The sequence below is a fragment of the Haloarcula sp. Atlit-47R genome (genome assembly GCF_003665985.1).
Classification (GTDB): Archaea; Halobacteriota; Halobacteria; order Halobacteriales; family Haloarculaceae; genus Haloarcula; species Haloarcula taiwanensis.
In genome coordinates, this window is sequence record NZ_QPLQ01000003.1 from 246,812 (window position 1) to 258,716 (window position 11,905).

Below are 11,905 nucleotides of genomic sequence, written 5' to 3' on the forward strand. Positions count from 1 at the left end.
CGGTCATCTCAGTCGGATATATTACTACTTACTTCAAATCGAATAGCATCTAGACGGTCTGTATATAAATTGAGTGTGATTTTTGAGCCGCTGACCGGACCAGAGAACGCAGCGTGAGAGTAGCGCTTTCGAAGCATCGACGGCCTATGGCGTCCGGAGGCCGCCTATTCGCACCCGGGTTAGTCGTCCGCGGCCGCGGGCGAGGTCGACTCCGCAACATCGGCCTCGGGCAGGGCAGACACTGGCGACCACTCCAAGTCATGCTCGTACTCGAAGGCACGGTGGGCCTGCGTTGGGTCGACGACTGTGAGAGCGAGCCAGTTGTTGTCCACCAGGTCTGCCAGCTCAGCGTGGTCAGCGAGCACGTCGGTGACGCGGTCGACCGGCGCGTGGATGACCGTCGAGAGACGGAGCGGCTGGTGGTACGGATCGTCGTCAGCAGCCATGAGCGACTGTAGCGGCAGGCCGGTCATCAGGTCACCGCCGTTGCCCTGGTAGACACCGACGTTGCCAACGGGGTTGTGGGTCACTTTCGACCCGCTGCCGTAGACAGCGTTGTCGACCGTCGAGAAGTAGTACTGGGTGTTGATCCACTGCGTGACGACCATTGGACCGGTGAGTATTGCTTCGAGCGCTTCACCGTCGGGGTCAGTCGACCAGTCATAAGAGTGGAGGAAGGCGCGGCCGTCGAGGTCGACACCGCTCGTCAGTTCGCGGGGACCGATAACGAAGCCAGCATTGCCAGCCAGACCCCACTCGGGGCGGGTCTCGGCCCAGTCGGCGGCGCGGCGTTCCGTTTCGCTGACTCCCGACGCACCGTCGACGCCCATCGATTCGGCACGCTCGGCAGCCGCGTTCTCGCGGGTCGTCGCGAGGTCGGCACGCAACTGCGCGAGGTCATCAGCGTGGCTCTCGGGGACATCGCTGTCGTACAGGTCCACCTCAGCGGTCGTCGTGTTGTGTTCACCAGCGAGGAAGACGGTATCGGCAGGGATCTCGAATCCGCGGTCGCGGAGCGCGGCCCTGACCTCCTCGTCGTTGCAGATTTCAGCCAGCACGCGGGCGTTCGGGCCGCCGGGGTTGCCGGCGCAGGCACCACAGTCCAGACTCGAATCGTATGGATTGTTGGTTGTTTCACTGGCGTGGCCGGTGAAGACGACGAGGCGACTGAACGTCTCCCAGCCCATCAAGTCGAACGCGGTGGCGGCGTACTCGACTTTCTCATCGGTGGTCAGCCCGACGGGCAAGTCACCGGTGTAGGTGTGCTGGTGGTGGACGAGCGGGTCGCAGAACTCGTGGTCGTCGGGCACCGAGCGCTCTGCCGCGTCAAACAGGTCCTGCACGCGCCCGGGGACAAGCGTTCGAGCCGCGAGTGCGAGGCCGTACCCGCTCCCGGCAGTCTCGACGAAACCGTAGGCCGTGGCGGCGTTGGCCTCCAGCGTCTCGACAATTTCGTCGGCAGTCTCACGGATGCCGGATAAGCGGTCGTAGCTCTTCTGGGTCTCGCTGTCGGTCGGAACGTCGGTGACGTGGTGCTGGGGGTCAAGAATCGGCGGGCAGGCATCGACCGACACGTCAGTGTCGTAGCCCTGGTACTCCATCGGAATACCGAAGAAACCAGCGTACCCGTGGGTTTCGTAGTCGCCCACGGCCTCGAGATGACGGCGGATGAGTTCTGAGCGAGTGTCAATGCAGAAGACAAGCTGGGCGTCCGGACGACCCGAACTGTCGCTGTCGGCGAGTGACTGGCTCTCCGTGGCGACGGTTTCGACGAGGTCGCCGCGATAGGTCGCCTCCCAGGCACGCAGGAACGCTCCGGCGAGTTCGGCGGCCGGGTCCGGGTCGATGCTGTCGTTCGAGGGAGCGATATCAGCACCGACAGCATCCAGAAGCGCCAGACGCGCCGCGAGGTATCCCGCAAGCGTAATCGGGCACGCCGACTGCCACTCGCTCTCGTCGTCGGCACGCTGCTTGATGAGTCCCGTCCAGCCCGGGAGGGCAGCCAGTTGCTCCTCGAAGATGTGCACCCACTGACTCTCCGGGTACGACGCGAGCACCGTTTCGATGGTCTCGGTCGGCGTCTCCGGCAGGGCAGTGATAATTCCCTCGTCGGGAATCTCGCCGTCGTGTTCGGCCATCCCACGGAAGGCGGTGTAGAACCCCGCTTCGCGGTTCGGCATCGACCAGTGGGCGCTCCCCTCGTCGAGGAACGCCGACAGCCATTTTGTCAACACTTGGTCGACGCGGTCCGGAGCAGTGTCGGAGTCACTGTCCGCGGCATCGGTCACTTCTGCCAGCCGGTCGAGCAGTATCTCGGGGTCGCTTTCGTAGCCGGCTTCGGAGAGTTCCGCGTCGAGAATCTCCGGGTCTATCTGGCCGCGCTCCAGCGCCGCACGGAACGTCTCCGCGCTGGGGTAGCCACGGCCGCCCAGCAGTTCGGACGCTTGCGCGACCGCCTCACTGAACGGCTGGTCCTCGAACCCCGCGAGTGGGTTTGCCGTCACGAACGAGTGGATGGGCCAGAGGGAGCCGACGGTGGTTGCTGCGGTGTCGATACTGTCGTGGATGGTGGATTCAGTACTCATTGTAGTCCTCCGTCGTGGTCAGCACAGTGTCGGCTGCCGGTTGGCCAGCGTTCAGCAACGCCACGTAGAGGCGCTGGCTGCGCTCGTGGACCCCGGTCTCGATAGCGGTGTAAATGCCGACGAAGACGACGGCAATGATGCCGTGTAGTAGCGTCAGTTCCGTCGTTGCAGGGCTGACAGGCATGAGTCCCGAGACGCCCGTGTAAACTGCGGCGTAGACGACGATGGCCGGGAAGAAAACCACCGGAACGGCCCCGTAGCGCGCCACCGTCGGAAGCGAGGTTTGCTGGACGGCGTTGCGGGCCGCGTGCAGCGTCGTGAACACCACGAAGAAGGTCAGCAAGAGCCCACTGTCGACCGTCATTCCTTTGCCTGTTAACAGTGCAAACACCGCGCCGCCGGCGAGTCCGGTCAGCAGCGTACCGATGACGCCAACGATGCTCGCTGTCGTCCCGAGCGTATGCGGCGTTCCTTCGCTCGGGCTCGTGTGTTCGACCTGTCCGCCGGCACTGAGGAACTGATAGGCCTTGTAGAACCCGTGCAGGATGAGGTGGGTGATAGCAGCCCCGAAGAAGCCGAGGCCGGCCTGCATGATCATAAAGCCCATCTGGCCGACCGTCGAACAGCCGAGCTTGCCCTTGATGTCCGTCTGAACTGATTTCAGGAGTTTCCCGCCGATGGCGCTGGCACCGCCGACACCGACGATTGCGAGCATGAGCGCGGTGTCAACGGTGATGACCGGCGCGAAGCGAGTCAATAGAATGCCGCCAGCGTTGACAAACCCGGCATGCATCAGTGCCGAAGCAGGCGTCGGAGCGGTCATCGAAGAGAGGAGCCAGCCGTGGAACGGAATCAGGGCGGACTGAATCATCGCCGCGAGCACGAGTGCGCCCGCGGCGGCCAGCCACACCGGACCACCGAGTGAGTCGGCGGCCGCCGTGATTCCAGAGACTGATGTGGCACCGGTCGTCCACCACAGTGCCGTTAGCGCGACGGTGAGAAGCGCGCTGCTGGCGACGAAGTACTTCCGCGCGACCGTGGCAGCCGCCTGTGCCTGGGCCCAGCCGCTGGCGATACCGATGAGCTTCGCCATCAACAGCCCCATGGCAAGCCACAGCGCTCCGAACAGGGCGAGGTGGTCAGCCGCGACCAGCCCCATCACGACCACTGTGAAGCCGAACACGGTGGCGAAAAAGGGCGTCTTGACGCGACTCCCCGCCAGATAGCGGCGCGAGTAGCTGTGAACGATACCGCTGAAGAAGGTGACGACCACCCACATCAGAACGGTCAACCCATCAATGGCGACCGCACCGGGTATCTCCCATGCGAACCCGGTTCGGACCCGGACGGCAAGCACAGCAATGCTCGCGGCAAACATCGACCACACGAGCCATGTGAGTGCGACGGGCACGAGCGGCGAGTCTGCCGTCGTGTCCGGGAGTGATCCGACCGTTTTCGATGAGTTGTGTCCTGACATCGTTGTTCGTTACCAATCACGGCAATCACGGACTGTGATTGACCGATTCTGGCTGTCTTCACCCATAGTGCGAACGGACTGGTTATTAAATCCTTCTATACTACCAATTTGTTCCTGAAAAAGTGTATTATAGAACATTATGTTTACTCGTTGGTGCTCAGCCGAAACCACCATCACGGTAGGAAACAGGCGTCTCGTGGCCTGAATCGACAAGTTTCTTCGAAAAAGGGCCGTACGCACGGACGCACGGAATCAACTGCTGAGGACTAATTGAGTATGGAAGGTGTCGAGATCACCAGTTTGTTTGTCGTGGCCGTTCGAAAACAAGACCTTACAAAAGACGAGGCAGTCACATCGATAGAGACGCAGTCGTCCGGCCAACGGCCCCGCAAAAGCACCACCGTTCTCAGCTAGCTCTCGGACTCGGAATCGAACTTACCGAAGGGCGTGGTCTCGTGGCTTCGGACGAGAACTTCGTCGGCTACTGTCAGGCCCATATCGAGAAGTGCCTGCGCAACTGGGGTGATATCGCTATCCGATTCGCCGACAGCCGTCACGAGGAGGTTCTCCTCGCCGGTGACCAGTTCTTGTACCGAGACAACGCCGTCAATATCGAGGATTTTCGGGATTAAATCGCCCCGGTCGGGAATCGACGCGGTGCAGTAAAGCAGCATCCGGAGCGGGTAGCCAGCCTGCTGATAGTCGACATCAGCGCTGTAGCCTTTGATGACTTCCCTCGACTCCAGATGGTTGATGCGCTTGCGGACGGTGCTGTCGGACGTATCGGTTCGCTCTGCGATGTCCCCGGACGACATATTTCGAGCGTCCTCCTGTAATGCGTACAGAATCGCTCTATCCACGTCGTCGATTTCCTCGTCGGCCATACTAGTGTGTCAACAGCAAGGACACTTTACTGTTGTACGTTCCCCGATACCGCTGTTGTGGCTGGCAGCAATACAGCCGGGGTGTTCGACCGCGCTTGCGCTGTCAGTCGATAGGTCGGGCTTGACTCCGTTTGCAGCGAAGAATTGCGACGCCGAGAAACAGATGTGACCCCAGTGCGAACAGTCCGATCACGCACGCTCTCCCGAATCTGAAGCAACTATCACCTCATCGTCGATTCGGATACAAGCGTATGCTTGACGGCGTCCCCATCGGATGTCTCGTCGAGATAATCGAGTGAAACCCACGGCAGTGCCCCGATTTTCAGGCCCACCTAAAATCCGAAGCAGTTATGTATTTTTAGGCTGCCCTAATATTTATGTCGAAAGACGAGACGGCTCACAGATCCCCGACGAGACGTGACTACATGAAGTACGGCGGCGCAGCGGTAGCTGGCGGTTTGCTAGCGGGCTGTGTAGATCAGTCCGGCGCAGAATCAACCCCGGCCCAGACAGACTCAGAAGGGCAGTCGTCCGCAACAGCCGACCCGACGACGGGCGACGACGGTTATTCTGTTACAATGTCACCCATGGGGACCGTCGAGTTTGATGCGGTTCCCCAGAACGTGTTCACGATACTGGGCCACCACGTAGACATGCTGGTCGCACTCGGTCGAGGTGATGCAATCAACGCGATGCACGCGCCCGAATACCACCAGTCGCTGTATCAGAAGTTCCTCCATCGACTGGAGGGCGTCTCAACCGATTGGGAGGGTCTGTACTCTTCGTGGCCACCGTCGAAGGAGAAACTGTACGAACTCGACAGCGATGTACACATAGCTGACCCAGCGAAGGTTGCGACGGCCGAGGGGTGGGACAACGACAGCATCCAGGAGATCGGCTCGAACGTTGGCCCGTGGTTCGGGAACACACTCAGCGGCACGCAGCAGGACCCGCCATCAGGCTGGGCCGATGCGTACGAATACTACACACTTTGGGAAATCTTCGGAAAGCTCGCGGCGGTCTTTCGGGCACGGGAGCGATATGGGGAGTTCAGATCCGTCCGCGATTCGATGATGCAAACTATCAACGCGGGCCTTCCCTCGGCGAATGACCGGCCGAGTGCGGCCCTGGTCCTGTTTTCCACATCCGGCGAGAAAATCTGGGGCTACAAGATGAACCATCCGGGCTACTATGCTGCCCACACCCGCCCGCTCGGTGCGACCGATGCCTTAGCCGATGCCGTCGGTAACGGGTACGGCGACGACGGGCGGAATATCACGCTCGATTCCGAATTGCTTCTTGATGCTGATCCGGACGTGTTGCTTGTCCTCGGGCCGATGACGGAGTACCACAATCTCGACGACATTCGGTCACAACTGGCAGACGACGAGGTACTGAGAAAAATGACTGCCGTGCAAGAAGGGCGGATATACGCTCAGGGTGCCCGTCGGCAGGGTCCGATCCTGAACCTGTTCCAGACGGAAATGACTGCGAAACAACTGTATCCCGACCAGTTCGGTGAGTGGCCGGGCTATGTCGACGGCGAGCCATACCCCGAAATTCCCGCCGAGGAACAGCTGTTCGATCGCCAGCGGGTCGCAGATATAATCACGGGTGAAGGACTGTGACTGACGCCGACAAAACGCCGCGTGAACGGTCGACACGCAGAGACTATATCAAGGGTGCTGGGCTGATTGCGGGCGGCAGTTTGCTCGCCGGGTGTGCCAGCGATGCTGTCTCAGAACCCACTGCAACCGAGCACAGAGGGACGCCCGCCACAACCGAGACGGAATCGTATACCGTTACCATGGAGCCGGTCGGCACCGTCGAATTCGAGACTGTACCCGAGACAATCGCCCCGTTCACCGCCGACTACATCGATATGCTGGTCGCGCTCGGTCACGGTGACGCAGTACAGTCAATCTGGTACCGTGGGCGGTACAAGACGCTACACTACGAGGAGTTAGATGGAGTGTCTATTGACCTCGACGGGCTCACACAGCTCTGGAACGACGGCGTCTCGAAAGAACCGTTCTACGAGATGGACGCAGACCTGCACCTCATCGATCCGAACGCGCTTATCGACTGGCTCGGGGCGTGGGATCAGTCTGACCTCACGGAGATTCGCGAGAACGTCGCACCGTTTCTCGGGAACCTCATCTTCCGGCGGACCGACGACTGGCACGACTACCGATACTACAGCCTGTACGAGGCTTTCGAGAAGGTAGCTGAGATGGTTCAGGAGCAGGCCCGTTTCGAGGCAATCCGCTCGATACATGACGAGATGGTCGAAACGGTGCAGGCTCGGCTCCCGGCACCAGCAGATCGGCCAAACGCCGCTCTGGTGTTCGCTGGCGAGGAACCGGAGGAGTTCACGCCGTATCGAATCAACGGAAACGGGGCAAATAAAGAACACTTCCAAACGCTCGGGATTTCCGACGCCTTTGCCGATACCGGAGTCGAGGGGTACTCCGGCTCGGAATCGCTTGATTACGAGGCGCTGTTAGAGATAGACCCGGACTCACTCCTGCTGCGGTATCACCGAGAAGGGAAGACCCGCGAGGAGTTCGAGAACTCGGTTCTCGCGTACATGAAAGACCACGAAGTGGGCAGCCAGTTGCGGGCCGTCCAGAACGACAGGGTGTTTCGTGGCGGCCCGATCTACACCGGCCCGCTGCACAACCTATTCATGATTGAACGGTACGCGAAGGCCTACTTCCCTGACGAATTTACAGAGGCGCACCTGTTCGACCGGGAGCACCTCGCGGAGATTATCACAGAGGGACCAGCTGAGTAATCGGACTCTCCGGTCATCGCGGAACCATGCTCAGTCGGGCGTAGCTGAATATCAGTATCGTGATGAAGACAGGTCGCACCCGCGGCCCCGCCGTCGTGCGAATAGACTTGAAAAGACTTTTACACAGATTCGAGTTCAATTTTACATAGATGTCCACAGCTACCATACGGAACGTCCTCCGCGGTGACGGCGACCGGTTCGTCTACGTCGTCTCCGCGTTAGCCGCGCTGAACGGACTGTTGTTCGGGTTCGACACCGGGATCATCTCGGGCGCGTTCCTGTTCATTCAGGACTCGTTCGTCATGTCGCCGCTCGTCGAAGGGATCATCGTCAGTGGTGCGATGGCCGGGGCCGCGGCCGGTGCGGCCGTGGGTGGCCAGTTAGCCGACCGCCTCGGTCGCCGCCGACTCATCCTTATTGCAGCCATCGTGTTCTTCGTCGGCTCGTTCACGATGGCCGTCGCGCCGACCGTTCCCGTCCTCGTCGCCGGGCGGCTTATCGACGGCGTCGCTATCGGCTTCGCGTCGATCGTCGGGCCGCTCTACATCTCAGAGATTGCACCGCCGCATATTCGCGGTGGACTCACCTCGCTCAACCAGCTCATGGTGACGACCGGTATCCTGCTCTCGTATTTCGTCAATTACGCGTTCGCCGACGCGGGCGCGTGGCGCTGGATGCTCGGTGCCGGAATGGTCCCCGCCGTTGTGCTTGCTATCGGGATTCTGAAGATGCCCGAGAGCCCGCGCTGGCTCTTCGAACACGGGCGGGAAGACGAAGCCAGAGCCGTGCTCAACCGAACGCGGTCCGGCGGCGTCGAGCAGGAACTCGACGAGATCCAAGAGACCGTCGAAACACAGGCCGAAACCGGCGTTCGGGATCTGCTGGCATCGTGGCTCCGCCCCGCGCTGGTTGTCGGACTCGGACTCGCTGTGTTCCAGCAGATCACCGGTATCAACGCCGTCATTTACTACGCTCCGACGATTCTCGAATCTACCGGCCTCGGAAACGTGGCATCGATCCTCGCGACAGTTGGAATCGGGACGATAAACGTCGTGATGACTGTCGTGGCGATCATGCTCGTCGACCGTGTCGGCCGGCGTCGACTGCTCCTTGTCGGTGTCGGTGGCATGGTTGCAACTCTCGCCGTCCTCGGTACCGTGTTCTACCTCCCCGGTCTTAGCGGGGGCCTCGGCATCATCGCCACAATCAGTCTGATGCTGTTCGTGTCCTTTTTCGCCATTGGCCTCGGCCCGGTCTTTTGGCTCCTGATATCGGAGATATACCCGCTTTCCGTTCGCGGGTCGGCGATGGGCGTCGTTACAGTCGCCAACTGGGGTGCGAATCTCCTCGTCTCGCTGACGTTCCCTGTCCTGACTGACAGCGTCGGAACCTCAGCGACGTTCTGGCTGTTCGGCCTCTGCAGCCTCGCGGGACTGGTGTTTGTCTACCGCACCGTCCCCGAAACCAAGGGGCGGACGCTGGAGGCAATCGAAGACGACCTCCGGCAGAACATCTCGCTGACTGACTGAAGCGGCCATCGGAACGGGAGGCCAGGCCGCCGTTTGTGGCTTTTACAGACCGAGGCGATCTAACGCACTGTCGAGCCTCGGGAGTCCGTCGTCGCCGAAAAACCGGACGTTCTCCAGCGCGTGGAAGGCGACGTACACGTCGCGTCGCTTTTCGAAATACTCCGCAGAGATATCACGGTGGCGGCGGTATTCGTCGTAGAAGGCAGCACCGATCGAATCCAGTCGGTCGACGTACGCCAGGTCAACTTCGGCGTGGCCGAAATATATCGCCGGATCAAGGACGGCCCGAACAGTTCCGTCTGCCACCACAGTGTTGCCGGGATGGATGTCGCCGTGCAACAGCGACGGCGAGGCCGGCTCGACGAGCCGAGCATCGAGTGTGTCCGCCAGTTGCTGCACCCGGTCGAACTCGGCGGCTGGCAAGGTGCCGTCGTTCCGCGCGGCCCTCGCAAACGGGAGTACCCGTTGCTCGCGGAAGAAATCGACCCACGAACCGGTCCACGGATTCGGCTGCCTGAACGGCCCAGAGAGGGTGTCGAACTGAAAGCCGAACGCATCGGCAGAGATATCGTGGAGAGACGCGACGTGGCGCGCGAGGTCGCGCTCGGCCCGTTCACTGAATCGGCCGTCTCCACGGATGAACGATAGTACGAGCAGGTTCGGTTCGACGTGGAGGACTTCCGGAACGGGGAGGGATGTGGTACGGGTGAGATACTGAAGCATTGCTGCTTCGATTCCAAGCGGCGAGTCGTCAACTTTCACCGCCACGTCAGGCCGGTCGTGAAACGAGACGTGGTAGACCGACCCGACTTCTCCGCCGTCGAGTTCCGTCACGTCGTGAGCATCGGCGTCCAATACGCTCGATACCCGCTGTAGCACTGTCGCCTTCGGTCGTTCCGTGCCCGTCCCTTCGCCCATATTCGACGTACGAGAACCGTTCCAATAGGTCTGTTTGTCTCAGTCTCTGCGGCGAAAACAACGCCAGCCAAGTCTGACTGCAAGCTTCGGGTGCAGGCAGTCCGTGAAGCCGCTGGACACTACACGGAGCGGTCAGCGCTATCACCGAACTGCACGACAAGCCGTTCCGTGGCGAGGGCGTACACTGTCATCTCTGTCCCCTTCTCCGAGTACCACGTCTCGGCGGGTTCGATGAGGTCAGCTTCACAGAGCCGGTCGAGGTGATAGGAGACGCTCTGGAGCGAGCGGTCGACCGCGTCGGCGATGTCCGATGCGGTCCGCGGCTCATCTCTGACTGCCCCAAGTATCTCCTGAGCGGCTTCGGACGAGAGGATTTGAAGAACGTCAGTCGGTTCGGTACCGTTGACTACGACGCTCGTCTGCTCACGGGGTGCATAGTCAACCGGTGGGTGGTGGGGAAAAGCACTTGCCATTGATTGTTGGAGTAGCGACGGACGTTTTTGTTTGTTCGGTCCAATCCGAACAAACCAATCAAACAATTTAATACTTACGAAAGCAATAGCCGGAGATATGACACGGCAGGACACGCGACAAACAGGGCAGGCGACTCGGATGCATGAGTGATGCTGACAGTTCGGTGGCACGGGAACGCGTCATCGAATCGATGGAGCAATCAGCCGAAGTGTACGGTCTCAGCCGAAGTGCCGGGCGCATCTACGGCGTGCTGTACTTCGCATCAGATCCGCTCTCAATCCCGGAACTCGTCGACCAGACGGGCTACGCGAAATCGACGGTCAGTAACGTCACACGGACGCTGTCGCGTCTCGGGCTCATCCACCGCCGGTCGTCGACGGGAGGCGGCAGACGAGTCCGGTTCGAGGCTGAACGTGAAATCTGGTTCATCCTACAGGACGTGTTCCAGCAATACGTCCAGCGGGAGGTCCAGACGACGCTCAGAACCATCCGCCGGGCGGAAGAGCAGGTAGCGGCAGATACTCGCGAGGAAGAGCGCGTTCGCAATCTCCGCGAGACGTATGAAGATCTGGAGGAGATCGTACAGCTCGTGTCGGAGTACTCGGCCGCCGAACTCCGCGAAGCACTTGCGACCTACGAGCGGTAGTCACCGCTACCAGTAGACCGTATAGGTACACGCATCCTCTCCGCTCCGACGACACGTTTCACCCGTTTCTTCGAGGAAGACGAACGCGTCGACCGGGGCGTACTGCTGGGCGACGCCCCTGATGAGACCGCGGTCGAACGGGCACGGATACGGATTCTCACACGTCACCTCGCCGGTCCGCTCGCCAACGGATTCAAAGCGGTAGTGTCCGATGTCGCCGCCACGGTGGTTTCGCTGATAGGCCTCGTCTATCGACGTGAGAGCCTCTGGGACAGTGTCAAAGTCGTTGGGCCAGTCGGCGACACGAGGGATCTGCTCGCCCAGTCGGTCGAGGACGTGCGGCTGCAGGTCGTCAGCAATTATTTCGAACGCGTTCAGCCAGGCCTGCTGGGGATACCACTCGTCGGCCGCCGGTTCGGTGATTCCCTCCGAAGCGAGCGCCGTCAGCGCGCGGTCCCGGTACTCGTCTGAGAACTTCCCCATCGCCTCCTCAACTATCGTGAGTACCGTTTGCCCATTAATTTCGACAGCGGAGTCAAACGCGTCGTAGGATGCCATTCTGTCCTGGCGTTCACAGGGGAAGCAATAAAAACCG

The 11,905-nt window shown here is 60.7% G+C and carries 10 protein-coding genes; 4 read left to right on the forward strand and 6 right to left on the reverse strand.

Translation table 11 applies throughout. The annotated features are described in order from the left end of the window. Positions 1-179: 179 nt before the first annotated feature. The 3 genes from DVK00_RS13325 to DVK00_RS13335 form a co-directional block, all read right to left on the reverse strand. Complete coding sequence (locus tag DVK00_RS13325) at positions 180-2,585, reverse strand: DUF2309 domain-containing protein (protein WP_121512759.1); 2,406 nt, start codon at positions 2,583-2,585, stop codon at positions 180-182. Further along, positions 2,575-4,062 (reverse strand): proton-conducting transporter membrane subunit, encoded by a 1,488-nt coding sequence (locus DVK00_RS13330; protein ID WP_101351826.1) that lies wholly within the window; start codon positions 4,060-4,062, stop codon positions 2,575-2,577. The genes DVK00_RS13325 and DVK00_RS13330 overlap by 11 nt, the downstream gene beginning before the upstream one ends. 410 nt (positions 4,063-4,472) lie before the next feature. Next, complete coding sequence (locus DVK00_RS13335; RefSeq protein WP_101351827.1) at positions 4,473-4,946, reverse strand: Lrp/AsnC family transcriptional regulator; 474 nt, start codon at positions 4,944-4,946, stop codon at positions 4,473-4,475. A 587-nt stretch (positions 4,947-5,533) separates the two neighbouring features. On the opposite strand from DVK00_RS13335, the gene DVK00_RS13340 reads away from it, so the two are divergent. The 3 genes from DVK00_RS13340 to DVK00_RS13350 all read left to right on the forward strand — a co-directional run bounded on the left by DVK00_RS13340 (position 5,534) and on the right by DVK00_RS13350 (position 9,272). Continuing rightward, positions 5,534-6,574 (forward strand): ABC transporter substrate-binding protein, encoded by a 1,041-nt coding sequence (locus DVK00_RS13340; protein WP_101351936.1) that lies wholly within the window; start codon positions 5,534-5,536, stop codon positions 6,572-6,574. Next, on the forward strand, positions 6,571-7,743 hold the full coding sequence (locus tag DVK00_RS13345; protein WP_101351828.1) for an ABC transporter substrate-binding protein: 1,173 nt from the start codon (positions 6,571-6,573) through the stop codon (positions 7,741-7,743). The genes DVK00_RS13340 and DVK00_RS13345 overlap by 4 nt, the downstream gene beginning before the upstream one ends. Before the next feature lie 149 nt (positions 7,744-7,892). Next, positions 7,893-9,272 carry a sugar porter family MFS transporter gene (locus DVK00_RS13350; protein ID WP_101351829.1) on the forward strand — a complete coding sequence of 460 codons (1,380 nt, stop codon included), beginning with the start codon at positions 7,893-7,895 and terminating at the stop codon, positions 9,270-9,272. A 42-nt stretch (positions 9,273-9,314) separates the two neighbouring features. Here DVK00_RS13350 and DVK00_RS13355 read toward each other — a convergent pair whose 3' ends face one another. Together DVK00_RS13355 and DVK00_RS13360 are read right to left on the reverse strand one after the other, a co-directional pair. Further along, positions 9,315-10,190: a fructosamine kinase family protein gene (locus tag DVK00_RS13355; RefSeq protein ID WP_121577844.1), complete on the reverse strand. Its 876-nt coding sequence runs from the start codon at positions 10,188-10,190 to the stop codon at positions 9,315-9,317. A gap of 119 nt (positions 10,191-10,309) precedes the next feature. Then, positions 10,310-10,663 (reverse strand): transcriptional regulator, encoded by a 354-nt coding sequence (locus tag DVK00_RS13360; protein ID WP_101351831.1) that lies wholly within the window; start codon positions 10,661-10,663, stop codon positions 10,310-10,312. Between the two features lie 143 nt (positions 10,664-10,806). Between DVK00_RS13360 and DVK00_RS13365 the strand changes: the two genes are divergently transcribed. Next, a complete protein-coding gene (locus DVK00_RS13365) occupies positions 10,807-11,310 on the forward strand; it encodes a GbsR/MarR family transcriptional regulator (protein WP_101351832.1) in 504 nt (167 codons plus the stop codon). A gap of 6 nt (positions 11,311-11,316) precedes the next feature. Here the strand turns inward: DVK00_RS13365 and DVK00_RS13370 are convergent, their stop codons facing one another. Then, on the reverse strand, positions 11,317-11,868 hold the full coding sequence (locus DVK00_RS13370) for a hypothetical protein (RefSeq protein ID WP_121512752.1): 552 nt from the start codon (positions 11,866-11,868) through the stop codon (positions 11,317-11,319). Between the last annotated feature and the right edge of the window lie 37 nt (positions 11,869-11,905).